Source organism: Amycolatopsis sp. WGS_07, assembly GCF_045278895.1.
Lineage (GTDB): Bacteria > Actinomycetota > Actinomycetes > Mycobacteriales > Pseudonocardiaceae > Amycolatopsis.
Genome location: NZ_CP136053.1, coordinates 6,070,691 through 6,095,424, shown reverse-complemented (window position 1 = coordinate 6,095,424; position 24,734 = coordinate 6,070,691). Strand labels below are relative to the sequence as shown.

At 64.9% G+C, this 24,734-nt stretch carries 20 protein-coding genes; 6 read left to right on the top strand and 14 right to left on the bottom strand.

Annotated elements, in window-relative coordinates:
* Positions 1 to 58: 58 nt before the first annotated feature.
* The 4 genes from RPX00_RS28860 to RPX00_RS28845 all read right to left on the bottom strand — a co-directional run bounded on the left by RPX00_RS28860 (position 59) and on the right by RPX00_RS28845 (position 4,070).
* A complete protein-coding gene (locus RPX00_RS28860) occupies positions 59 to 1,033 on the bottom strand; it encodes a chitinase (protein WP_406630030.1) in 975 nt (324 codons plus the stop codon).
* A 159-nt stretch (positions 1,034 to 1,192) separates the two neighbouring features.
* On the bottom strand, positions 1,193 to 2,494 hold the full coding sequence (locus tag RPX00_RS28855; RefSeq protein ID WP_406630029.1) for an MFS transporter: 1,302 nt from the start codon (positions 2,492 to 2,494) through the stop codon (positions 1,193 to 1,195).
* Between the two features lie 53 nt (positions 2,495 to 2,547).
* Entirely contained in the window at positions 2,548 to 3,321 is a 774-nt protein-coding gene (locus RPX00_RS28850) for an SDR family oxidoreductase (protein WP_406630028.1), read from the bottom strand.
* Positions 3,318 to 4,070 carry an SDR family oxidoreductase gene (locus tag RPX00_RS28845; RefSeq protein ID WP_406643126.1) on the bottom strand — a complete coding sequence of 251 codons (753 nt, stop codon included), beginning with the start codon at positions 4,068 to 4,070 and terminating at the stop codon, positions 3,318 to 3,320. Before RPX00_RS28845 ends, RPX00_RS28850 begins: the two co-directional genes overlap by 4 nt.
* Positions 4,071 to 5,301: 1,231 nt before the next feature.
* Between RPX00_RS28845 and RPX00_RS28840 the strand changes: the two genes are divergently transcribed.
* Complete coding sequence (locus RPX00_RS28840) at positions 5,302 to 5,763, top strand: DUF1345 domain-containing protein (RefSeq protein ID WP_406630027.1); 462 nt, start codon at positions 5,302 to 5,304, stop codon at positions 5,761 to 5,763.
* Between the two features lie 38 nt (positions 5,764 to 5,801).
* The gene (locus RPX00_RS28835) at positions 5,802 to 6,788 is read left to right on the top strand and encodes a cation diffusion facilitator family transporter (protein ID WP_406630026.1); all 987 of its coding nucleotides are present in this window, start codon (positions 5,802 to 5,804) and stop codon (positions 6,786 to 6,788) included.
* Between the two features lie 876 nt (positions 6,789 to 7,664).
* Here the strand turns inward: RPX00_RS28835 and RPX00_RS28830 are convergent.
* The 4 genes from RPX00_RS28830 to RPX00_RS28815 all read right to left on the bottom strand — a co-directional run bounded on the left by RPX00_RS28830 (position 7,665) and on the right by RPX00_RS28815 (position 9,750).
* A complete protein-coding gene (locus RPX00_RS28830; protein WP_406630025.1) occupies positions 7,665 to 8,180 on the bottom strand; it encodes a hypothetical protein in 516 nt (171 codons plus the stop codon).
* 92 nt (positions 8,181 to 8,272) lie between these two features.
* Positions 8,273 to 8,509, bottom strand: a complete 237-nt coding sequence (locus RPX00_RS28825; RefSeq protein WP_406630024.1) for a hypothetical protein — start codon at positions 8,507 to 8,509, stop codon at positions 8,273 to 8,275.
* Positions 8,506 to 9,087 (bottom strand): RNA polymerase sigma factor, encoded by a 582-nt coding sequence (locus RPX00_RS28820; RefSeq protein ID WP_406630023.1) that lies wholly within the window; start codon positions 9,085 to 9,087, stop codon positions 8,506 to 8,508. The genes RPX00_RS28825 and RPX00_RS28820 overlap by 4 nt, the downstream gene beginning before the upstream one ends.
* Positions 9,088 to 9,492: 405 nt before the next feature.
* The gene (locus RPX00_RS28815) at positions 9,493 to 9,750 is read right to left on the bottom strand and encodes a hypothetical protein (protein ID WP_406630022.1); all 258 of its coding nucleotides are present in this window, start codon (positions 9,748 to 9,750) and stop codon (positions 9,493 to 9,495) included.
* Positions 9,751 to 10,533: 783 nt separating this feature from the next.
* Between RPX00_RS28815 and RPX00_RS28810 the strand changes: the two genes are divergently transcribed.
* Together RPX00_RS28810 and RPX00_RS28805 are read left to right on the top strand one after the other, a co-directional pair.
* On the top strand, positions 10,534 to 12,177 hold the full coding sequence (locus tag RPX00_RS28810; RefSeq protein ID WP_406630021.1) for an ATP-binding protein: 1,644 nt from the start codon (positions 10,534 to 10,536) through the stop codon (positions 12,175 to 12,177).
* Between the two features lie 140 nt (positions 12,178 to 12,317).
* The gene (locus RPX00_RS28805) at positions 12,318 to 13,424 is read left to right on the top strand and encodes a tetratricopeptide repeat protein (protein ID WP_406630020.1); all 1,107 of its coding nucleotides are present in this window, start codon (positions 12,318 to 12,320) and stop codon (positions 13,422 to 13,424) included.
* Between the two features lie 611 nt (positions 13,425 to 14,035).
* Here RPX00_RS28805 and RPX00_RS28800 read toward each other — a convergent pair.
* The 4 genes from RPX00_RS28800 to RPX00_RS28785 all read right to left on the bottom strand — a co-directional run bounded on the left by RPX00_RS28800 (position 14,036) and on the right by RPX00_RS28785 (position 19,663).
* Positions 14,036 to 14,455, bottom strand: a complete 420-nt coding sequence (locus RPX00_RS28800; RefSeq protein WP_406630019.1) for a hypothetical protein — start codon at positions 14,453 to 14,455, stop codon at positions 14,036 to 14,038.
* An 8-nt stretch (positions 14,456 to 14,463) separates the two neighbouring features.
* Positions 14,464 to 16,113, bottom strand: coding sequence for a hypothetical protein (locus RPX00_RS28795; RefSeq protein ID WP_406630018.1), 1,650 nt, complete (start codon positions 16,111 to 16,113; stop codon positions 14,464 to 14,466).
* A 362-nt stretch (positions 16,114 to 16,475) separates the two neighbouring features.
* A complete protein-coding gene (locus RPX00_RS28790) occupies positions 16,476 to 18,119 on the bottom strand; it encodes an endonuclease NucS domain-containing protein (protein ID WP_406630017.1) in 1,644 nt (547 codons plus the stop codon).
* An 830-nt stretch (positions 18,120 to 18,949) separates the two neighbouring features.
* Positions 18,950 to 19,663 (bottom strand): AbiV family abortive infection protein, encoded by a 714-nt coding sequence (locus RPX00_RS28785; RefSeq protein WP_406630016.1) that lies wholly within the window; start codon positions 19,661 to 19,663, stop codon positions 18,950 to 18,952.
* A 117-nt stretch (positions 19,664 to 19,780) separates the two neighbouring features.
* On the opposite strand from RPX00_RS28785, the gene RPX00_RS28780 reads away from it, so the two are divergent.
* Entirely contained in the window at positions 19,781 to 19,999 is a 219-nt protein-coding gene (locus tag RPX00_RS28780) for a hypothetical protein (protein ID WP_406630015.1), read from the top strand.
* A gap of 217 nt (positions 20,000 to 20,216) precedes the next feature.
* Here the strand turns inward: RPX00_RS28780 and RPX00_RS28775 are convergent, their stop codons facing one another.
* Complete coding sequence (locus RPX00_RS28775) at positions 20,217 to 21,509, bottom strand: PIN domain-containing protein (protein ID WP_406630014.1); 1,293 nt, start codon at positions 21,507 to 21,509, stop codon at positions 20,217 to 20,219.
* Positions 21,510 to 22,242: 733 nt separating this feature from the next.
* Here RPX00_RS28775 and RPX00_RS28770 point away from each other — a divergent pair.
* A complete protein-coding gene (locus RPX00_RS28770) occupies positions 22,243 to 22,737 on the top strand; it encodes a hypothetical protein (RefSeq protein ID WP_406630013.1) in 495 nt (164 codons plus the stop codon).
* A gap of 376 nt (positions 22,738 to 23,113) precedes the next feature.
* Here the strand turns inward: RPX00_RS28770 and RPX00_RS28765 are convergent, their stop codons facing one another.
* Positions 23,114 to 24,535, bottom strand: a complete 1,422-nt coding sequence (locus RPX00_RS28765) for an alpha/beta fold hydrolase (RefSeq protein WP_406630012.1) — start codon at positions 24,533 to 24,535, stop codon at positions 23,114 to 23,116.
* Positions 24,536 to 24,734 lie beyond the last annotated feature (199 nt).

The window sequence follows — 24,734 nt, the reverse complement described above, 5'->3', positions numbered from 1 at the left end:
GCGGCCTCGTCGCCAAACTCGCCCCAGCTCGACCCAGTCTCAGCCCAACTGGACCAGGTCAGCCGTGATACCCGGCCACGATCTTCGTGAACGCGTACTTCGGCTGCGAGATCCCGCTGCACTCGCCGCCGCCCGAGCAGTCCCGGTTGGTGGCCCAGAAAGTGAAGCGGCCGAGGTGGTGGCTGGCGGCGTAGTCGCGGATCGCGGTGAAGTCGGCGACCGACACGACCTCGCCGGCGTTGTCCGTCTTGCCGTTCATCGACGAGAGGCCCGCGTGCCGGTACGCCGTGGCGCTGTCCCAGCCGAAGGTGGACTTCAGCTGTGCCACGAGACCGTCCACGGCGGATTTCGTCTTGCCTGCCATGTCGCCGCCGCTGGAGAAGTCGAACGGCATCACCGACCACACGTCCACCGGCGCGCCGATCGCCTTCGCCTGCTTGATCAGCCGCTTGCCCCAGGTGTTCGGGCCGGACGTCTCGGTCCCGATCGTGATCACCACGCGCACGCCGGGGTTCTTCTGCTTGGTGATCTTGACCGCGTTCAGGATCCGGTCCTGCACGGTCGCGTTCTCGAACTCGTCGGTGTTCTCGATGTCGAGGTCGATCGCCTTCAGGCCGTAGGCGTCGATCACCTTCTGGTACGCCCCGGCCAGCGCGGCGGGCGTCGTGCACTTCGCGCCGAGCTTCGTGCCGGACCAGCCGCCGAAGGACGGGATCACGTCGCCGCCCGCGTCGCGGATGCCCTTGATCAGGGTCTTGTCCGAACCGGACAGCGCACGGTCGCCGTCCCATTTCGGGTTGCACGAGCCGTCCGACAGCATGAAGGCGAGCGTGAACGTCTTGATCCCGGTCGCGGACATCGCCGCCGACGCACTGGTCTGTCCCGCCCACTGGTACAGGTACGGCGACGCCAGAACCGGGTCCGGCGCGGCCGCGAGCCGCGGCGCGGGAGCGGCGGAAGCCACCCCGGCCACGACTCCGAGAGCCGCCCCTGCCGCGGCCGCGAGCGCGGCCAGCCGACGCACTGTTCTCATTGTGTTCCTCCCACGAGCACCACGGAACACCTCCGGTTTGAGGCGGCGGGATCAACCCGGGAGGAGTGCACCCGGAGGGTGCCGTCACACACTGGACTAGACCAAAACGGCGTGTCAAGAGCCGCAGCCCGAACGGCGCACCGGACCGGGAACCGCGGGTCAGGGCCGCTCGGTGAGCCCGTCGGCGAAGTCGTGGTCCCGCGTCTCCGGCAGGCCGAGGACGCACAGGAAACTGAGCACCCCGAGCCCGACCAGGACCAGCGCGACCGGCACCGTCGAACCGGTCGAAGCCCACAGGTCGGTCGAGATCAACGGCACGATCCCGCCGCCGATCACCCCGGCGACGCTGTACGCGATCGACGCCCCGGAATACCGGTACCGCACCCGGAACAGCTCCGGCAGGTACGCGCCCATCGGCCCGTACAGCATCGCGAAACACGCCAGTCCGCCGACGAACCCGAGCGTCAGCAGCACCGGATTTCCCGTCTGCAGCAACGCGAACAGCGGAAACGCCCACACCGCAACGGAGATCCCGGCCGCCGCGCTCAGCTTTCGGCGTCCCCACTGGTCGGATTTCATCGCGAACACCAGTGTCGCCACGCCCATCACCGTGGCCGCGACGAGCAGGCCGATCAGCACAGTCGTGCGCGGGATGCCCAGCGTGGTCGTCGCCGTCGAAAGGCAGAACGTGGTGACAGTGTAGAAAAGCGCGTGCGAGAGCACGAAGGACAGCGTCGCCAGCACCAGAACTCGCGGTTGTTTCCGCAGAAGTTCGAACAGCGGGACCTTCGCCTGCTCGGCTTTGTCCAGCGCGGCTTGGAAAACCGGCGTCTCGGCGATCTTGATCCGGACGTAGAAGCCGACCGCCAGCAGCACCGCGGAGAACAGGAACGGCAGCCGCCAGCCCCACGACAGGAACGCCTCGGGCGGCAGCGCCGCGTCCAGCACCAGGAACAGCAGGTTGCCCAGCACGAATCCGATCGCGGGGCCGAGCTGCGGGAACGCCGAGTACAGCCCGCGTTTGCCCGGCGGCGCGTACTCCGTGGACATCAGCACCGCGCCGCCCCATTCGCCGCCGAGGCCGATGCCCTGCACGAACCGCAGCACCACCAGCAGGACCGGCGACCAGATGCCGAGCGTGCCGTACTCCGGCACCAGCCCGACGGCCACTGTGGACAGTCCCATCACCAGCAGCGACGTGACCAGCATCGACTTGCGGCCGATCCGGTCGCCCCAGTGTCCGAAAAGGATCGCGCCGACCGGGCGCGCGACGAAGCCCACCGCGAAGGTGCCGAGCGAGGCCAGCACCCCGGCGGCGGAGGAGAAATTCGGGAAGAAGACCTTCCCGAACACCAGCGCCGCCGCGGTTCCGTAAATGTAGAAATCGTAGAACTCGATAGCCGTGCCAATGAAGCTGGCGGTGGCGATGCGCGAGGTTTCGGCACGCGCGGGTGCGGTCATTCCTGCTCCCTGTTCTCCCCTGCGGCCCGGTGCCGCCACGGGAGACTATCGGGTCACGCGTCGCCGGGCAGCTGCTCCATTTTCCGCTGCAGTTTGTTCATGCCGCCGAGCCAGCGGTCGGTTTCGGTGGCGCGCAAGGCATAGAAGTCCGCGACCTCGGCGTGCGGCAGCACCAGGAACCGGTTCTCGGCCATCGCGGCGAACAGCGCGTCGGCGACCTGCGGCGGGTCGATCGCGGTCGCGCCCATCAGCAGTTTGCCGCGTTCGCCGGTCTCCTCCAGCATCGCGGTGCGCACGCCCTGCGGGCAGATCGCCTGCACGGTGATCCCGCGGTGCCGGTAGGTCGCCGACAGCCATTCCGCGAACGCCAGCGCGCCGTGCTTGGTCACCGAATACGGGGCCGAGCCGAGGCTGGTGAGCACGCCGGCCGCGGACACCGTCGCGACGAACCGTCCTTCGCCGCGCTCCAGCCACGCGGGCAGCAGCAACCGGGCCGCGCGGACGTGCGCCATCACGTTCACGTCCCACGCCAGCGACCACGCGTCCTCGTCCGCGTTGGCGTCGCCGAACGGCGCGACCCCGGCGTTGGCGCAGAAAACGTCGATCTCGCCGAGCGTTTCGCGGGCGGCGGTGATCAGGTCGGCCACGCCGGATTCGCTCGCCACATCACCCGCGAACGCCGTCCCGCCGACCTCCGCCGCGACCTCGGCCGCGCGATCGCCGTCGAGGTCCGCGACGACAATGCGGGCACCGTCCGCGGCGAACCGGCGTGCCAGCGCCGCCCCGATCCCGCCGCCACCACCGGTGACGACGACCCCGGCGCTCACAGACCGCCGCCGAGCGTCACGCCGCCGTCGAGCACGACCGTCTGACCGGTCATCCAGCCCGCCTCGCCGGACAGCAGGAACGCCACCGCACCCGCGATGTCCTCCGGCACTCCGAGCCGCTTCATCGGATACGCCGCCGCGACCTCTTCCTCGCGGCCTTCGTAAAGCGCGGTCGCGAACTGCGTCTTGACCACGGCCGGAGCCACCGCGTTCACCCGGATCTTGGGGCCGAGTTCCGCGCCGAGTTCCTGAGTAAGCCGGATCAGCGCGGCCTTGCTGACGCCGTACATGCCGATGCCCGGCGAGGTGCGGATGCCCGCGATCGAGGCGACGTTGACGACCGCCCCGCCGTGCTCGCCCATCCACACGTCCCGGGCGGCGCGGATCCACGACAACGGCGCGACCACGTTCACCGCGAAGATCTTGCTCGCCGCGGCCGGGTCGACGTCCAGCGTGGGCCCGTAAACGGGGTTGATGCCGGTGTTGTTGACCAGCATGTCGAGACTGCCGAACTTCTCGACCGCGGCGGCGACCGCCTCCTGCTGATGCGCGGCGTCGTCGGCCTTGCCGGGCACCGCGATCGCGACCTCCGACCCGCCAAGCTGCTCAACGGCCTCGGCAAGCGGCTCCGGCTTGCGCGCGGTGATGCACACCTTGGCCCCGCGCTCGACAAGCCCCTTCGCGATAGCCAGCCCGATCCCCCGGCTGGCCCCGGTGACCAGGGCAACCCGATCCTTGAACGACTCCACCACACCGTCTCCTTGTCCGACGCTGGACAGCCACCGCTAAGCGGCCGCTTACCGCAGAATATCGGGGATACATCCCCACGCAACCTCAAAGCCGTACCGCGACCGTCACACCACAGCGGGTTACCACCCCGCAAACCCTGCGTATCCAACGTGGGCCGTCAGGCGGCGCTTGACAGCACCGGCTGGGAACCCCAGCCAGGCCCGCAGGTGGTCGGATGCCTGAGTCACTGCTCGCTCCGCTGATCCCGCCTGCCACCCCACACCGGACCAGTTCCAGGGCAGCTTCTCCGGCACCGTTGCCCACGATCCACCGCCGCCTTCCCGAAGCCGCGTGGAGTTACACGATCGCCCGGATCGACCGGTCCGGGCGCATCGCCGAGCGGAGGCTGCTGCACGCGCTCGACTGGGCTGTGGGCACCAGGCTGTCCGTCACGTCGCGTGACGACACGGCGATAGTTGTCCGCCGGGATCCCGAGGGCGCTTTCGCCGTGATCGGCGGGCCCCGGGTGAAGGTGCCGGCCGGTTTGCGGTCGCGGTGCGAAATACGCACCGGCGACCCGTTGCTGCTGGCTGCCAACGGTTCCGCGGATATCCTCCTGGTTCGATCCTCTGCCCCTTCCCCTGTGGAACCAACCGAATCGGTACGGTCTATCCATGGCATCCAACGTGGACCAGGCCGACGAGACCACCTGCAATAAACTGCAAGAACTCGAACGAAAATCGACTACCTTTACGCTCACTTCGGCGTGGATGACCGCTCGGAAGAACGCGTCGAGCTTCCGCTCTCCGCCGAGATCAAGACCTTGGTCTCCACCGGAAGAAAATGGAGGCCATCCAACGCTACCGAGAGACCTACGATGCCAGCCCGGAGGACGCAGCCAAGGCTATCGAGCGGCTCAGCCGTTAGCGTCAGCAGCCCGCGTTCACCCAACGGCTGACACCTCACCCGGAGCCAATACTCCGTGGCATCGAACAAACTAATTTGTATTTTTGAACAAAGATGAACCGCGGTCGGTCTCCGCGCCTTCGCAGAACGCTCACCGAGTAGCATTCATCAATGCAGTTCAGTTTTCTGGAATCCGTAGGATGTCGGCTCGCGATCACGGCGGCAGCGGGAGTTGCGGTCGGAACCGGGGTAGGCATCGGCGCGGGGGCAGCACTGGGGATCCTGAGTGGCATCGCAGCGGCTGCGGCAGTGTTCGTCGGCACGGGCTGGCTCGTGTTGTAGCCGATGGCTGCGAATACGACTCGCCGGTACGCGCGCCGAGAGGATCTGCGACCAGCGCTTGAGGAACTCATCGTGGTGACAGCTGCGCTCTGTGGTCTCACTGGCATCGTGGTGTTACTAGCGTCTGGGCAGTCGGTCGGCCCCGCGGCCGCAGCCGTTGCGCTGGGAGAGGTGTTCTTCGGCTGGACAGCGTTGCACCTGATGTACGCCACCCGCTATGCCGATTTGTACTACGCGAGGTCATCCGCCGCCATCGACTTCAACTCCGAGGACCCGCCAGCGTATCGGGACTTCTTCTACTTCAGCTACAACCTCGGCATGACCTACCAGGTGTCCGACACAAACGTGTCCAGCGCAACTATTCGCGCGGTCGTGCTGCGACACACCCTGCTGTCGTATGTGTTCGGCACCGTGATCCTGGCAGCCACGATCAATCTTGTCGCCGGCATCGTTACCGCGCATTGAATGTCGGCGCGCATTGACCACTGAGTAAGGACACGGTCATGACCGCACCACTGGCACCGCCCCAACCCGACAAGTCGGGCGAGAGCTTGGTGACCGTCCTCGTTGCGTTGAGCTCCAACGTGCTGATCGCGGCGGCGAAGACTGCGGTCGCCGCGATCACCGGATCGGCGGCGATGCTGACCGAGGCGGCGCACTCCTGGGCAGATACCGGTGACGAGGTGTTTCTGCTCGTCGGTGAACGCAAAGCAGGCAAGAGTCCTGACCAGACCCATCCACTCGGTTACGGCCGGAGTGGCTACGTGTGGTCGATGTTCGCGGCGTTTGGTCTGTTCACCGTGGGCGCGGCAGTCTCCATCTGGCACGGCGTGCCCCTGCACGAGGCAGAGGAATCATCTTCCTATGTGTGGGCTTACGCGGTGCTAGGAGTGTCGTTCGTCCTCGAGGGCACCTCGTTTGCTCAAGCGCTGCGCCAAACCCGGCACGGCGCGATGACCAGACAGCTCAAACCACTGCGATATGTGCGCATTACTTCCAATCCGGTGCTGCGGGCCGTGTTCGCCGAGGACCTTTCGGCGCTGGTCGGTCTTGTGATCGCAGGGTTGAGCATTCTGGCTCACCAACTGACCGGCGACCCCCGCTGGGACGCGTTAGGCTCGATCCTGGTCGGACTCCTGCTCGGCGCGGTTGCGATCTTCCTCATCATGCGCAACATGGACTTCCTCACCGGAGAGAAAGTCACCCCGCTGGCCCGTAACCGGGCTTTACAGGTTCTGCTCGATCATGACGCGATCGAACGGGTCAGCTTTTTGCATATGGAGTGGGTCGGCTCGGACAAGATCTTCCTTGTCGCCGCCGTTGACCTATCCGGCGACGCACCCGAATCCGCTGTCGCCGCCCGGGTCAACGAGATCCAAGACGCGCTCAACGCCCGTCCAGAAATCCAGCGAGCCGTTCTCACTCTGGCGCGCCCCGGTGATCCAACCGATCTGCAGCCCTCCCCGCTGCCCGCATGGTATGTCGAGTAAGACAGCCCGGCATTCAGCAAACCACGAAACAGCCACGCCGCCAAGCGGTTTGGCGAAATACCGAATTACCCAAGCATGAGGTGATCCACCGCCGCGTCAGGCTCGATTCAGCACGTGACCCGCGGCCGATTCGATTCTCCAGTGAGGCCGAGACCGACCTCGGCGGGCCGCCCCTTCCAGCCCGAAGGAACAACCCGCCGACGACCTATCACAGTGCAGCAGCCTCGCTAACGCTGGTACAGCGTCGCCACTCCCATTCCGACCAGCATCAGCAGAAACAGCACCTGTCTCACCGTGACGGTCACTGAACCGGCTACCGTCACGGTGAACCTGTTCTCGCAGCGCCTGGGCACCACGTCACCCCTTTCCGTCTCCCGGATATTCAGCCGCCCCAAGCTGGCTGCCTGGAGGAGCCGGTCACCGTCCGGGCCGCGGCTTTCCCGGCTCGAGCAAGAGAAACCCGCAAGAGGTGTGTTTCGAGAACAAGACGCGCTGAAGGCAGGTAGGAACCGACGCACGCACCGTGCGTCTGCTGGGCCTGTTCCGAGCGCCGTCACCGGCAGCCTCCGCCCAAGCGTGTTCCGGATACGTTCCGCCTCCTTCCCCGAAATCCGCGTCCGGCCGGCCCGCAACTGTTGTCTCCCTGCTCGCACACCCGCCGCGAGGAAGTCCCCTCCCACCGGTCTCCCCAGTATTGGATCGAGCAGCCCGGCAGCATCGGGCGACCGCGACGAACGGTGGTCATGCTGCGCTGAGCGAGGGAAACCGATCGGTTCTACAGGTACCTCCGGATGGTTCACTGCCGCCAACTCGCATAAGGCGCTATATGTTCAGCTTGCGCAGGCCACGCTGGCAGCCGCGAGCAGCGGCCGTCCGTCACGCAGTGATAGGGCGCTCTTCCTTCGCGGCGACCGGGCAGTGGATCCATCCCGGCACCCGCCTGCCGCCGATCCTGACGAGAACGTCGCGTTTGAAGGCGTTCGGGTCGATGCCGGCGAAGTTGTGCCGGATCACCGCCCGGTGGAACGAGTCGGAGACCGCCAGCACCAGCGGACCGGGTGCGCCCCGCAGTGCCCTCCTCAGCACCGAGGAGTCGACCAGGCGGCAGGCGATGTCAAGGCCTTCGCCGAAGGGTCCGCGACGGTCATAGTGGACCTCGTCGGCGTGCACGGCGACGCGCAGCCGGACCTCGGAGCCGAACCAACCGGTGGCATTGAACTCGGCCAGTAGCCTGGCCATCGCCGGGACGACCGAGGTCAACAGCAACGTCTTGGGCACCTCGTCGCCGGGCCGGACGAGCATCACGGCTCCGTCTCCCCGGTCGACGACCCGGTCGTGCTGGCCTTCGCCGATGCCGCTTTCCTCCAAGGCGCCCTCGAGCAGATCGAACACGACGCGCCGCAGCGTGATCCGGGCAGCCTCTGTCAGGGCCGCGCACCCATGAGGGTCGACCACGACGATCGTCCGGTGCCGAGAGGACGCGTTCAGACCCCGCGCGCTACCTGCGACCACGAGGGCCGCAAGGCCCGCACCGTGTCAGGGTCCTGCCGGGCGGCGTCCTCCTCGTTGACGTCCTCGGCCATCCAGTCGGCGAGTTTCTCCAGGCCAGCGTGGACTTCGTAAGGAATCCCGTCGCCGGCATGGCGTTCCAGCAGCGAGTAGAGCTGCGAGAGCGAGATCCGTTCCGGGGTCGGCTCGGAGCCGGTGTTGTTGCTCGTCACGACGCTTCCTCCTTCCCCGCGGGCATGACGGGTTCCTCGGTGAGCAGCAGGTCCGGGCCGAGAGCCGCGGCCAACTCGTCGCGCGAGTACTTGAGATGCACCCGCACCGTAGATGCGGCGATCCCGAGCAGGTCGGCTATCTCGCGGGTGGACCATTGCTCGTACCAGTGCAGATGCGCCACCTCGTATCGGGTCGAAAGCATCCGGTCGAGCACCTTGCGGCAGCACTGCAACGTCAAGTCGCAGACCGCCTTGTCCCAGGTGTCCTCCGGCGCGCTGGCCCTGGCCCGGTGTTCGAGGTGCTCGACGCCGACCTCGACGCGCGCAGCGGCTTTCCAACGGCTGACGACCTTGTTCCTGGCGACGACGAACAGCCAGGCCCGCTGCTGACCGGGTTCGCGGCCGCGCAGGTCGTCCCAGTCGCTCGCGGCGGCGTGGAACGCCTCCTGCACGAGGTCGTCCGAGGCAGTGCGGTCGCCCTGCACCAGCCTCGACGCGTAGCGGTGCAGATCGCGCGCGACGGCGGTGAACAAGTCGGCGATCTCCTCGGCATTGTGCTCAGAAATGTGGCGCGGCATCGCCGCCTCCGCGCGCTCGATGCCGCCGCGGAGAGAAGGCCACGTCCGCGAAGCTCTCCGCCGGGGGCACCCCCGACCGGACGCAACACGAGGCACCGCCAGCGCAGTTCAGCCAGCAGTCGCAAGCCGCGCGGCACCGCGGCCGCACACGTCGTCGCCCGCGTACAGGCACCGACGCTCAACGAGGACGGCATCCGTCCCAAGGACACAGGTTTTACAACCAGTACTACCTCCGAGACCGCACAAACGTTTAACCGTCTGCCGCCGCACAGGCATTGGCCGACCCTGACCGTCGACGGTGCGAGAATTTGGGGGACGCAGGTCCCACTGGGAAGAGCGTGTGGCAGACCGGAGTCCGGGGTGCCCTCGCGCGACCTGCGCGAAGGCACCCCGAGCCGCGAAGCCTCAGCCCCGAATCAGCCCGCCGATCGAGCCGACGATCTGCCCCGCCTCGACCGGGCGCACAACGAACGCCAGCAGCGCCAGCAACATCACGGTCAGGACGAACACACCAGCGGCGACCGCGAACCAGCGGGCTTCCCGCGCAGTGTTCGGCTCGCGCAAAACCTGCAGAGCGAAACCCCACAGGTTGAGCGGGCGACCGCGGCTATTCGCCGGGTCGGGGGAGCGACTTCTACGCCGCGCCCGGGTTACGGTTGCCATGCAAGACCTCATTCTCTCAGTGACGCTGGGTGACAATTGGGGTGTTGCAAACGGGCGTCCGTCGTAGCCGCGGCGGGCGCCCATTTTTCGTCCGATGGACTGGATCAACGCTAGTTCAGCGGAGCCCTTCGCAGTACCCACCTCCCCCGGATTGCACAACGGTTAACGGGTCTCACCCGCATATCTCATCCATTGGAACATTATTCTGACACTGTGTAATCACTTTTGGTATCGAGGGCAGGATCAGACCCGAAGGCATGCTCCGTTCAGGGCATGCCCGGGAGTGCTTTTCGTGACGCCACCTGAGGCTCAGCGGCACCGTGCAATCCGGCGATCGCATACACGCGCGGCGGTGCACGGTGACGGGCGTGCCCGGTGTGCCCCGCCCATCACCGACAGTCGCGGGACTACTCGACAGCTTTCGCCCGTGATGGAACGTCACAATCGAGATGCTGTCCACACGCCTCGAGCGGGCCCCGCACAATCTGACCGCGTACGCCGAGGAACACGGTGCAGGACGGCTGCGCCAGCAGGCCCGCCGCTGGAAACGGGCTGACAAGCGGAGACGTCATGCGCCGTTCTACGCAACCCGGTCACGCACGTAGTCCTGACCAGCACGCTGACCAGTCGAAACCGTCACGCACTATGGTCGTCGCTTTAACCAACCTGCGAATCATCGCCAGTCTGGACCCCGAACGTGGCTGCGTCCTTCTTCCTGAACGACTGCGTCCCGCATCCGGGGCCGTAGCGCCGATGCTCGGTTATTGACGCAAGGAGCACGCTGTGGTGGCGTATGCCCACAAGCTTATCGATGGATCTGACCTGCATCATTTCGCCGACAGGCGGCCGCGAGAGGCGCAAGGACTTTTACCCGACATCATCCGCCGCCTACTGGAAGAGACACCAGGCGTCGAGGGGCTCATGGCCCCGGGAGGGGACGGCGTCATCACCCGGGGCTGGGATATCTGCGTAGACAACGCACCCGGCTCGCCGTACGTACCAGCTAAGCAATCTCGTTGGGAGCTCGGCACTAGTTCCGATCCAAGCGGGAAGGCGACACAGGACTACACCAACCGGACGAGTCGCCCAGACCAACAGGGGGTCAACCCGTCCGAGACCGTGTTGGTATTCGTGTCGATGCGCCGGTGGGTCACCAAGATCACCTGGCGCGACAGACGACGCGCAGAAGGTATCTGGCGTGGCATCGAAGTAAAAGATGCGGACGACATTTTCGATTGGCTGAGCACGAACCCCACCGTGCACCGCTCGGTTACCGAGATGATCCGCCGCAGCATCGACGGAACCGCATACACGCCGCCAGCCCAGATTCCCCGCGACGTCCCCGACTTCGTCGGTAGGCGCGACTCATTAAACGCACTGCTCGATGCTGCTATCCGCGCGAACGCCGTCGTGATCGCGGGGCAGCCTGGCGTCGGAAAGACCGCCTTGGCCGTCCGCTTCGCCCATTCTCGTTGCGCCGATTACCCCGATGGTCAGATCTACGTTGATCTCCGTGGCACCCACGCCGACGCCGCTTCGCCTGACGCCGTGATGGCCGACTTGCTGCGCGCACTTGGCGCGGAAGACTCACTCGATCGTGGAATAGACGAGCAGTTCCGCCTCTATCGCAGCCTCTGCCATGACAAGCGGCTCCTCATTGTCTTGGACAATGCGGCCGATGAAGGACAAGTGCGTCCGCTCCTCCCTGCCGGCTCGGGGTGCCTTGCTCTCGTCACCAGCCGAAGCAGTTTGAGCGGTCTCGACGCCGTAGGGCACATCCAGCTTGACACTCTACGCCCTCGTGAGGCATTGGATATGCTCGCGGCCATCACGAGCCCTGAGCGAATATCTGCGGAATATCCTTCGGCTGCGCTCATCTGCGAGCTCTGCGGATTCCTTCCGCTGGCGCTGCGGATCGCCGGCACCCTCGCAACCAAGCGTCGCGGCTGGTCTCTCAACAACCTCGCTCAGCGCCTATCGGACGAACACCGCAGACTGGACCAACTAACGGCAGGTGACGTCGCGGTTCGGGCCAGCTTCCACCTGTCCTATCGCCGACTGCACCCCGACACTCAACTGGTATTCCGCCGGATCCCCTTGGTGCCTGGTCCGGACTTCAATCTAGACCTGATCAGCATCGCAACGGAGAAAGAGTGCGATACCGATCTAGATGATCAACTGGAACTCCTCGCAGAACTCAATCTTATCAGCTACGGTCGCCGCGACGGACGTTACGCTATCCATGACCTGCTCCGTCTCTACGCTGAGGAAACCCTGAACTCAACCGACTCTCGAATACGTACTGGTGTTGTATCTAAAAAGATCGTTACCTACCTACTGGAAACCGCATCAAAATTATCATTCGACATCAATTCAAATCTTCCTGCACATCGGGACGGAACCTACCTGCAGGAAAGTCTTTTATGACTGGATGACAACATTGGCAATATTGTTCCGGCGCACGTGCTGGCCGTCGAAAAAAGCTCTACAACATCGCTGTTTCCTCTGCATTGACATTAAACGCGTACCTGACCCGCCGTAGCGCGTGGTCAACAGAAAAGGCTCTCATGCAATCCGCCCTGAAGCTTATTCGAGATGCCAGGCAGCTTCCCGGGTTCCAACACGAGACAGCCGCTGGGGCGGAGTTTGTTCTTTTGCAGGCACTGTGTTCAGCGGCAACGGCCTGCCGAGACTATGATCTCGCAACTGACACATGCGATCAGATCGAGAATTTCGGTGCCGGGGAAGGAAATTCCCTGGCACGCGGGAGCGCCCTTAATCACCGTGGCCAAATATGCCAGGAGCGACACCGCTATACGGAAGCTCTCTCCTACTACGAGGATTCTCTGCGCGCTTACCAGGAGGCGGATGCACCGCCCGCCCTGCAAAGTGCTATCCGCCATAACATCGGGATCGCGCGCAGCTATGTTGGGCGCGCCAAAGAAGGACTGTCCGACCTTCAGTACGACCTTGACGAGTGCCGACGCCGCGGCGATATTCAAGGTGAAGCCCATACATTAAACAGTATTGGGCTTGCAAAGTCCCGAGCGGGGGATGTTCACGGCGCGGAGCTGGCACTCCGAGAAGCAATCGACAAGTTCGTCGAGTGCCATGATATTCGAGAGGAAGCCAACGCGCAGAACGACCTGGGCATCATTCTCCGCAACTTCCTAGACAAGCCCCATGAGGCGCTTGAACGCCACCAACGCGATCTTGCAATCTGCTATCAGCTCGAGGATCGCCGAGGAAGTGCGCGTGCACACATTCAGATCGCGGCATGCATCGCAGTGATCGACACGATGAGTTCTGCTCGCGCATTCGAGCATCTGCGTAAAGTGAGGATGCTAGTTTACATCGACACTGACCCCGTGGTCGTTTCGCACGCATGCATGGTCGAGGGCGACATTCATGCCGATGACGGCCAGTTCGAAACCGCCCGGGCGGCCTACGCTGACGCAATCCGCTTGGCAGAAAAAGGCGGAGATGCCGCCGGTCAAGCATTGACGATGGTTAAACTCAGTGGAGTTCTGGAGAAGCTGGGACGACACGAGGAGGCACTATCGTTGCTGACACATGCCACTGAAATAGCCGCCGACGGGCACCTTATTGACGAGAAAACAGCCGCGTTTCTATTGCTCACCGAATCGGATGCCGAAGAGAGGTTTCAAGAGTAATATAGTCGTGGCGCGACCGAACTCTTGCTATATTGTGCCTCTGCGAGAAGAACTCGCGGACAGTGAAGGGATTTTCGGTCCGGCTGCTGCAGCAGATTGTAGTTGTATCGGCCGGACCGCCGCCGCCAGCGCACTAAGCGACTGTGCGCAGGCAGTTGCCGTCTATCGCGGCAGAGACCGGCGGTCGGGCTATCAGCCGGGCCTGAAACAGAGGCCTTGCCCAGGTCATGTAGTTAAGGGCTCCTTCTGGCAACAGCCTTCAGCCCAGTGAACAGAGTTCTACGGTGAACTGGTACCGCCAGGGATGTCCGGCACTCGAGGTGTCAGGTTGCCTGCGGGCCTGCTGTTACGAGCGCGTCGGCGTGCGGACCGGCGCGCTCGCCGACTCCGCACCAACAGTCCGGTGACACCAACGAGCCCGGCACCGCCGAGCACTCCCGCAGAGGTTGTCCATAGGTAAACGGAAACGGCGAGGCAGACAACGACGACACTCAGCCCTGCCGCGCTGCTGTAGATGAGGGTTTTGGCGCGACGCGTACGATCGTCGCAGGACAAGACTCTGTCCAGAAGATCCATCGGTGCAAGCGCGTTCCTGCCGCAGTGTTCTCGGGTCATGGCGTGAGTGGCCGCCGGTCGCGGCTTGCGTGCGAGGAGGCATACTGCCGCAGGACGAGCGCGGGCCGACGCTTGTAGTTGGTTTTGAGCTCGGCGAACGGAGCAGCGTCAGCTGAGGTATCCACAATTCGCGCGAACGAGCCATCGAATCGTTCTAGAACGGTGTCGCCGTGGACGATTCCAAGGATCGGATGTGCGAAAGTGTTGACCACCGCGCGAAATGACGAGCGGCCGTCTGTCTCGACGTGGATCTCGCCAGCAGGCATGCTCGACCATGCATCGACCATGTCCGCGCCAGCGAACGAACCGATCCGACGAAGCAGTGCACTGCCAAGCCCGACAGGTCCACAGTCCCATCGATGGAAGTCCATGCTGCTTCGCTCGCCCGGGTGCGGCGCCGGCGAATGCTCCAGCATGGGGTTGATCAACTCAACGCCGTCAGCATCCTTTTGAGTTCGGTCAAGATCTCTTTCCACTGGGTCTTGTCGATGCCTTCGATGTTGACCGAAGCGTTGGTCATGGCTCCGTTGCGATCCAGAAGCCGCAGGACGAGCCGAGTGTCGGAGTGAGCGACGCGCAGTCCTGGAATGCCGCCTGCTGCGTGCTCCGGGTCAAGCTGCGGCAGTATCGCTCGAAAAAACATGGGTGCGACGCCATCGACCAACTCCACCGCCAGCGTGTACGGGCCAGGGCTAACCGCAGCGAACACCTCGTGCCCGCCCTGGAGGTGCTGGTCGATGGACCAGTTGCCGCGGGCTGCGAGCAGCAGGGACGTCTCGAGCAGTCGTTGGTGCACCGAATGCGCGCTCGGCAATGCCGCTTCGCGAACGAGGCTGAGGGTGTCGCTGCTTGCTGTGTCAAGGGATGACGAGCGCGCCGACGTCATCCGGCGGAGGTCAGGGTGTTTCTCGAACGCCTCCCTGATGCGTCGTTCCGCGCGCTCGAGAGGTTCGCCGGTGCGAAGACACCGGAGGGCAACAAGGTCGTCGAGCAACGCCGGCCGGTGGAAGGACCTCAGCGGGATTCGATGCGGAGAGGAAGCTTTGGTGTGCAGGTAGTCTGGGCCGCCGTGGTAGGGCGGTAACGCACGAAACAGCACTTCGGCCGCCCGCGGCGACCGTGGAGTAGTTGTGGACGCAGGCGAGCCTAGGACGTCGAAGCGCGCGATCTTGGACGTGGGCCAGTGCGCCCCGGAGTAGCGAGTTGCTGCGATGGTGGTCATCGGGTGGCACAGCGTGGCCAGAACTGCCTGCTGCGTTGGCGGCCCGGCCCACTCCACAACGAGTTCAGCGGTGCCTCTGGGGGTGGATTTGATCCACGGCGTGTCTGCGAAGAGGCGGATCCGGCGCAGCAGACCACTGGTGACGTGGACCGGACCGTAGACACGGCGCACCTCGTGCAGCCAGGCCTTCTCCGTCGGGGACAAGGCATCCGGCGAGTTCGCGCACAATCGCAGGACCGACGAGAGGCGGTCCTCAGCAAGATAGGCTTCTGCGTCGCGCAAGATGTTGCGGGTGATCCCGGAGAGCACCACCGTGGCTCGTGGGTCGCTGTCAACCAGGTAGAGCTCAAGCCCGGATCGGTCCATCCGCATCCGGACCCCCGCCGTCCCGTACAGCGCGTCGCCCTCGGCCGGGTCAGCCTCGGTGGGCAGAAGCTCAGCCAACAGCGGCCCGAGGATGACAGGGTTCAGTGTCAGGCGCAGCCGATCCGGTTCCGGTCGGACCTGCCGCACCACCTGCCCGAATCGGTAGCACCAGGCCGTCGGGTGGCTGCCGAGGCGATCCGAGGCGCGCACGAGCGCATGGAATACGGCCGCTTCCAATTCCTGCTGCGCTCTGTCGAGCGCCGAGGGGAGGATCCGATGCTTCAGATCCGGGTCGATGCCGACTTCGTGCTCTCGGCCGTCGGCCGCGCTGTTAGCAGGATGAAGCGCCTCATCGATCGTCGCCTTCTGAGCAGGCGACAGCTCCGCCGCGAGACCTTTCATCGCTTGTTTGAGTTCGCGGCGCGGCTCGCCGGTTTGGCATCGTCGCACGGCGATCAGGCCGCTGACATGAGACTTGCTGGACACAGGGCACCCCTTGCTGCCGCCGCCCGGCTCGGCGAACAAGGACAACATGCACCTGGACACGCGAACAGCTCAACCACTCATGTGTGCGGCGAGTTTTTCAACTCGTGGGCTTGACCTTGCCATCCGAGGCCGGGGATGACGTCAACCTGGCAGGCCGCACCCGCCGAGCAACAGAGTACTACATCGAGCTGACGCCGCGGCGTCGATCACCTCCCTGCGCGTCGCGCGAGGAGAGCGGCACCAACGGCGGGATACTGACGAAGACTTCATCGCCGATCTCCAGGCCCCGGCAGGAGGTTGTCGTTGCCTGACGTGCGCCTGGGTTACGTTGTTCGAGAGCTTCGCGGTGGCTGTCGTTGTTGTCAGCCGGGTGCGTCAATGCCGAGCCATGTACGGTATTCCGCGACCAGCGGGGCCACCTGGTCGGCGTGCTCTTGCAGGAAGGTCTCCAGAGTGTGGAGGCCGTTCCAATTCTCTTTGGCCATGACGCTGGCCGGGTCGGTCATCCATTGCGGCCCGTCGCTGCAGACAGCCAGGAATGTCGCTTCCTTTAGCTGCCCTGACTCATCGGGCCACCCGTCGGTTACTGCGTCGAGTAGGAGATAACGCAAGCCAAGCAGTTCGAGGAGCTCTTGGTCACGCTGCCAAGCGACACCACCGTAGTGAGCAGCCCGCCATTGCACTGGGCCTCGATAGACCATCCGCACCAACTGGCGGAGGTTCGGCACGTGGTGGCCGTCCCAGTACAGCGTGCCCGCCAGGGTGCGGACTGTGTCTTCGTGGGTGTTGCTGCTGGCTCCGAGGACATGCGGCGTGTGATTGATCAACCGATCAGGCCAGCCGAACACCAGAGCTTGCATCACGTCGCACGGGTTGAAAATGCGCAAATTCACGTCGCTGTCCGGACGAGTTCGGGCGATGTCATCGAGCCACAGCCGGATGAGCTGGTGCCATTGATCGTTGCCGGCGAGGCTGGATTCCGTCCGTTCGACGAATGAAGCCCACTGGTTGCGGTTGCGGGGCGTGGCCGAGCTATCCAGCTGGAACTGGGAGTGGCCGTCGTTGCCCACCATTGCCCGTCGAAGGTCTTCGTCTTCGCGCAGACGGTCCTGTTCGAGAGAACCCGAGCGACGCACCTGCTCGGTCTCCCATTTGTCGTAGGCTGCCAGGTGTCGGTAGGTGTCCGGGTTCGCCGACTCGGCATAAGACGCGGACACGTCGCGGCCGATGCGCCTAAGCAGCGCGCGCTCCAGTCGGTGCTCCTCCCCCAGCACCTCGTCATGGCCCAGTGCGTCCGCCTCCGCAGCAAGGTCAGCGTCCGCGTTGTCCGGTGCGATCCGACCGATCGCAACATACAGTGCATACGGTGCCCTCACCACATCATCTGTTCCCGTGTAACGGAGATCGACACCCACGAGGCTGTGGTCTCCGGCGCAGCGGCAGGCTTGCTGCCAACCCAGGTTGCGTTCGGCCGGCGAGGGGAAGAAGTAGACGAAATGGACAGGGGCGACTCCCCGTTCGAGCGGCGGCGAAAGCAACGCGACCGGCTCCGTGCCCACCGGGCGGCCAGATTCGTCGAGTAGAAGACGGTAGCCCGTCACGTCGTGAAACCAGTCGCGCGCGACGCTGCTGAGAGGAACGAGAAGTTCATCCCATTCGGTCGCCACAATGATGGCCCGGACACGGTCCCGCGGCAACCCCTCCTCGCGGCACAACAACTCGACGTACTTGGCGACCTCCTGCACCGCCTCGCGAGTCGTCTTCTTCGAACGCTTGAGCTCGATCACCACCCAGGATCCGTGCAGGTCACGCGCAAGGATGTCGACGCGGCCACGCGTGCCAACCGCATTGTTCAGCAGGTACTCCGTGTCAACCAACTCCAGGCCGGGATCCACTACAGCCAGGTCTGCAGCCAACTGGTCTCGCAGCAAGTTCTCCGAAGGAACGCTCACAACGCAGCAGACTATCGAGCGGCCGGCGCCGAAGTAGCGAGATTGCTCGAACATCCGGCAACCACACGCACCCGCGTGCAGACATTCGTCCGCGCGAACTCAGATATCTGGCAAGTAGAAGAACTCAGCGGCGGCAAGCAAGCCCGGGCGGTTCTGTTCAGCATGCTCCGGCGAGACCGCCCGATGGAAGCACCAAGGCTCCGGAATACCTGCCGGAGGGTGGGTGGTTTTGGGGTGTTCTGACGTTGTAGCGGAATGTCCCCATGCAGGTAAGGGTTCAGCGTGGGGGCGCCAGGACGGCGGTCGTGGCGTTGGGGGTTTGTCTGGTGCTTCGGTGTTCCCGGTGCCGAAGTGGGCGATCGCTCGCAAGAGGGCGTCTCCCGGGCGGAGTGGCTAGCCGCGGTCAACAAATGCGCTCGGCTTTCTTACCAGCTTGAGCACCGACGCGACGCTGGTCACCGCGTTTTTCGCGGCCAGGAGGTATTCCCAGGATCGCGACGAACAGCGCCTGGAGGAAGACGAGTCAGCCAGTTCGACGCGGCGTGGGGTTGACTGGCCTCCGACACGTCGTTGATCTGGGCGAATGCGCTGCGCACGGGGTTCCGCTTGACGTCCGATTCTTCGCGGACCAACCGTCGGTGCTGCGATACCTTCAGGAGGGCGGCCGTGAGAAACGGCGCGAGATCCCGGCGCGAGCAGTGCAAGCGTGGCGCGACCAGGACCAGGCTGCCCCGAAGCGGGATCGGAGATCGCGCGGCGGCGAGGTCCGCGGTGCTTCCTCGGCACGGCAGTCGGCCCGGCGGCTAGCACACAGACCATCACCCGGCCGAACCGGACAGTTTCCGCTGAGACGCCTGGGCTCGGCAATGCGAACTCACGGCAGATCATGCCTGCCGACCCTTCGCCTGTCTGCCGTCCGGCGAGGCGTCCGCGATGTCGCCGAAGTACTTTTCCCACAAAGCTGCCGCGTCGGCCCGTGACGGTTCACCAGCGGCCTTCAATGCCTTCGCCTCCTCCCAGAACCTTTCAAACTCAGGAGGCGGTGTTGCCAGGGAGGTAAGGCCGCCCGAGAAGAGAGCGGCGTGCCGGCGAACCACGGACTCCACCGTTTCGACCTGCTGAATCGCGCTGTCCTCGTCGATCGACTGCGTCGGCGTGAGGACAGCGCCCGTACCGCGGTCGACGTCGACGTAGAAGCCCTTTTGCTTCAGCTTGTCGCTGTCGGCAGCACGTTGCGACCGCGAGTTCCACGCGTTCAACCACTCTGCGTCTCCGGGGCCGCCCACAGGCCCCCAGTCCTGGCTGTCAACGAACTGCCCGATCAGGTTCGTGTACTTCGGCTGGTGACCCCCGAAGTCTTTCCAGAACTTCGTCCAGATTTCTGTAGTGGCGGTCTTCAACTGCAACGCCGTCACCACGCTGAGGTAGAACTTGCCGTACTCCTCGGCGGCCAGGACAGCCAGCGAGCAGGCTCTCGGCCATCGCCGCATCTCCAGCAGAATTCGCGCGTCGTCAAGAAGCCCAACCGCGTTGTCCAGCGCGGCCTGCGCCAGCGCCATGAGTTGCGGCCTAGTCAGCCGTCTCCCGCCCTTCACCATGGAACTCCTTCCTTGCAGACGGACCGCCGGTGGCCTCGGAGAACCAATTATCGCGTGCTGTCCGCGAAAACCGGACCGAAGCCCGTGCACCTTCCCGCGCGCGCCGATACTGGTGCAGTGACCGGACCTAAGCACTACATCGAAGCTGAGAAACTGCTCGTCAAGCCCAAGAGGACACGGCTGCGGGCGAAACAGCGCGCGCGGACCTGCGCCTGCGACAATCCGATGTGCACGCCAAGGTGGGGCTCTCCGGCCCCGGCCGGTGTCAGCGGCTACGAGGCGATGCAGACCCCCGACTCCTCGGATTGGCGGAAGGTGGCAGGGGCCGAAGCGTGACCAGCAGTCTCTCGTCGGTGTCGGCGTCGAACCGGTCGCGCACCTCCCGCGGATCCTCGCCGACGATCGCGATGTTCCTCCTCGTCCCGTGTCCTCCGCTCCGCCGCTTCGAAGGCCATTGGTCGAAGGAATCAGTTATGGGGCACGGTCGACTGTTCTTCTCCGGCGCGAGGCCCGATGTCCGGATTCAGCTGCATTGCCTGCGAACGGTTCGCGTTCAATCTGAAACCCCGTCGTCGGCAGCATCGGGGAGGTCGAAGAAGGGATGCTCGGCGAGGACGTCGACGACGTATTCGACGAGCGCGAGGTGGATCCGGTCGATGCTGCCGCTGCGGACGTCGTAGGTGACCTGGAAGAACAGCAACGCCGGTCTGGTCAAGCGCACACGAAGCTGTCCCGGTGTGGCGGCCGCTTCGAGCACTTGGAGCTCGTCGATATCGTTCGGCACGTAGCGGGCGAAATCCGACTCGGTCATCACGCCCTCGAGCGCAACCGACGCGGACTGCGCCATCTCACGGGTGAGCATGTCGTCGACAATCGGGGTTATCGGGGCACCGGGCCCCGGCTCGTCGATTTCCTCGATGTCTCGGACGAGCACGTCGTCTAGCCCGATCGCAGGCAGTCCGGCTTGATCGAAAGGAGTCGGGATGTCCGCGCTCGGGATGGCGCTGCCGACCAAGCCGTCGCAGATCTTGCCGATCCTGTCCGCGAGCAGGTCGGGATGGGGCGGTGCCGGCGGGTGACGAGGGGGTCGGTTCGAGGGGGTCGCGAGCGCGTTGATGGCCTCGCCGTACGCCTCGTGCAGGTCGCGCAGCGAGGGGACCACGGTGAGGGTGGGCGGTGCCGCAAGCTTCGCCAGGTCCTGTCGCAGCGGCTCGGCGAGGGCGTTGCTGCCGGAATCGCAGAAGTCGCGGCTGTTGCCGGTGACGAACAGGACGTGATCGTCCGCGTCGAGACTGCCGCAGAGATCAAGAATGGAGTACCAGATCAGAGCATCGCGGTAGCCTTCTTTTCCGTTGCTGGTGAACGGTTTCCGGCCCTGCATGGCCCTGGTTACGAGGGCCCCGTGGTCAATGGCTGGCACAGGAAGGAACCTGCCGCCCGCCTGCTCGATGTAGTACTCGAGCTTGTACTGGAAGCCGCGTCGGGTCGCTTCGCAGATCTGGGTGATCTCCCGAGCGTCGATGATGTCGTCGGGTTCCTCGGCGTAGCGGCGGACGATGTTGAGTCCCTTGAGCGCTCCCCGCTCGCCTTCGGAGACCAGCTGATCGTGGTGCCGGATCGCCTCGAGTCGCACGATTACCGGAATCGCGAGCTTGAGCAGGCCGTAGCTACCGGCCGACAGAGTCGCCGTCCAGCGGGTCCCCAGTGTCAGGTCGGCGCGGAACTCGGTGGTGTCCACCACGACATAGGGCGGGCGTGTGAACTCCATCCCCGCGTTGTCACCGCCTTCGGTCGCGAATGTCCCCGGTTCGGCAGCATAGCCAGTCAGCCGTGCTGCGATCGGCACGCTCCATGCGTCACAAGCAAGGCCTCAGCCTGCTGATTCCTGCCAGCAGCAGCCGCAGGCCCGCTGCGCCCGGCTCGCCTTCAAACCGGCGGCGTCGGCCGGTGATCCGCGGCCGTCCAGACCGGCCTGTTAACCGACTCGAACGCCGCCTTCCCGGACTCACCCGTGGCACGAGGCTCCGCGACGTTCAGCGCGAGGGTGACCAAGCTTGCAAACACCAGCAAGTGACGAGCAGGCCGCACCACCTCTAAAACCGCGCCCGCAAGCGCGAGGTGCCGCACAGCAAGAAGAAGCCCCAGAATCGAAAGATCAACCGCAGGAGCTGCCAGCGGTGCGACCCGAGCGGGCACCCCGAGCCGCAGAGCCAGGCTCAGCCTGCTGCCGAACCAAACAGAAATGTCAAGCCGACAACTGTGCCCATGATCGCAGTGACAGCCCTGACAATGATGTCGTAGCCAAGTCCGTGCCTGACACGCGAAGTTGCGCCCATCGGGGGCGATCAGGTACCCCCTCCAGGCTTGCCGACCCGGAAGCTGCGCTCAATCATCAGCATCCCGTTGGAAACCCGATGGTCAGCCCCGGGACCGTCTGCATGTAGCCCTGCCCAGGGCGCATTCCACCCACGAACGCCCTCCAACAACACCATTCGGAGACCGAGGCCTACCTCCTAGGCGGTACGTCGCACCATCCCGTCCCGCAACACAAGTCTCGCCAACCGGACAACCTGGGCTCGTTGCGCCACAACGTCCACGTCGAGCGGATCCGTCTCGAGGTCAATGTCCAGCTTCCCCGACGTAGTACGCACCGGCGCTCGCTGGAGCCGGTATGGCCCACTCACCACAGCGCGCAGGGCCACTGCATCCAAGAACTCATCTCGGTCCCGCCGCAGCAGACCGGCGGCGTCCGCTACCAACGACGCCCTCTCACGCACCCGTCCGCAGTTCCGTTGACGTGCGAGAAGGAGCGAATCATAGATGTCGATGATCTCTCGATCCAGCGCACCACCAGCATGAAGCCGGTCGGTCATCGTCCGCCTGACCGGCTCGACGTAACGCCACAATCGCCGGACGCTCGCATTCTCCAGCTTTCTGCGGACATCCCCGACGAGACCCGCGGCTTCGCCGGATTCCAGACCGGCACCACGCTCACCTACGTCTCGGCAACGATCGAGGAGATCGCCACCGCCCTCGCGGCGCTGACCGGCGAGCCGCATCCGCTCGCAGCCTGAGCCCCTTCTTTCCTTCCAGCATCGAGCGAACCCGCGCAACTCTTCCGGCGGACGATACCCGCAGACATCCGACCTATGGTGCCGGTATTGCGCATCCAGCTCCGCGTAGCCGACGGTGATCCACGGGCGGTCCCGTGGATCACCGTCAGACCCAAAGGTGCTATTTCCAGCCTCGTCAGCCCGGACAGCGATTAGGCTCATCGGTATGACATCCCCAATTCAGGGACACGTCACCGGTTTTCTGCCTAAAGCGGCCGCTTAGTCGCAGGATAACGGGGATGCCGCCGCACGCAACCTCGAGCCGCCGCCGGGACCGTCACACCACAGCGGGTTACTGCCGTCCGGACTCTGCGTATCGACGGAGGGCCGATACCGGTCAGCGGGTGGAACGTCCTGGCTGTTCGGGGTCGGTCGTGATGCCGTCCTGGTCGGCGGGGATGTAGGCGGGCGGGTTGCTGGTGTCGCAGTCGGTCTTCGCGGGCGGGGTGCCGTTGATGAGGTAGTCGTCGACCTGGTTGTCGACGCAGGGGTTGGGCCGGTAGCCGCTTTCCGCGCTGGTGTCGTTCATGCCGTAGAGGCCGTGCACGCCCTCGTTGTGGACGGTGATCAGGGGCTCGTTCAGCAGCTTCGCCATGCGCTGGGCGCTGATCAGCGAGGTCTGGGTGTCGCCGTCGCTGTTGAGCACCAGGCCCTTCGGGTATTTCCGCCCCTCCACCTTGATGTCCGGCTTGCCCTCGTTGGGGTTGAAGGCGCAGACGGTCGGCTCCATGGCCACCGCGGTCCCGCCGTAGGGGAACCGGTCTCGCCACTCGCGCATGTGGCCGTAGTAGGTGTCCATCGACGTCGACCACTGCCAGTCGCAGGTCAGCGCGTTGTACGCGGCGTCCACAGTGGACGCTTGCTCCTCGGCCTGCTGATCCTTCTCGACTGCCGCGTCGGTCTTCTCGTTCTGCTGCGTCAGATCGCTGTCCGCGGTTCCGGTGTCGAGCGCCCTCGCCGTGCGCTCGGTGAGCAGGGCGAACGCGGCCCACCTCGTCCGGTAGCGGGTTTCGATGCCGACCGACTCGTCGTAGACGTTCTGGTCCTTGATACCGGCGAAACCGGGCTTTTCGGCCACCTTCGCGGAGATCCGGTCGATCACCTTCCGGACAGCGTCGGCGGAGGTCCCGAGACCGAAGGAGTCGTTGCGGGCCGCGACCCATTTCGCCCACTCGCCGAAGTTGAACTCCTTCGACTCGTTGTTGTCGACCGTCTGGTCGTACCAGGTCTTCGTCGGGTCCACCGCCGAATCGAGCACGCTGCGGTCGAGGTTGTTCGGGAACAGCTGGCCGTAGACCGCGCCGAGCCAGGTGCCGTACGAGACTCCGAGGTAGTTGATCTTCTTTTCGCCGAGCGCGACCCGGATCCGGTCCATGTCCCGCGCGGTGTTGCGGGTGGTGACGAACTGGCGGTACTCGCCGCCGGCCTTCTCGCACGCCGCTTCGTCGCGCTTGGCCGCCTGGGCGTACTCGTCGAACTGCGCGTCGGCCGGGCGGCTGCGCGAATGCAGGTCGCCGGTGTCCTGGATCGTGCCGCACGACAACGGGGCCGACCGGCCGACCCCGCGCGGGTCCACGCCGATGATGTCGTAGAACCGCGCCATCCGCAGGTCCTTGTAATCATTCGGCAGGGCCAGCCCGTTCCCGCCCGGACCGCCCGGGTTGGTCAGCAGCACCCCGTGGCGCTGGTTCTGGTTGGTGGCCTTGTGCCGGGAGATCGCGATCCCGATCTTCTTCCCGTCCGGACGCGCGTAATCCATCGGAACCTGCACCGTGGCACACTGAAGTCCTTGCAGCGCTTGGTCGTCCCCGCAGGAACCCCACGTCAGCTTGGGGGCGTCCGCCGCCTCCGGTGCGGCCTGCGCGGAGCCGGCGAGGCTCACTGTCAGACAAGCGGCAGCCGATACAGCGGCAGCCGTGGCAAGCCCGGTCGGTTTACGGATCTTTCGCACGCACGCG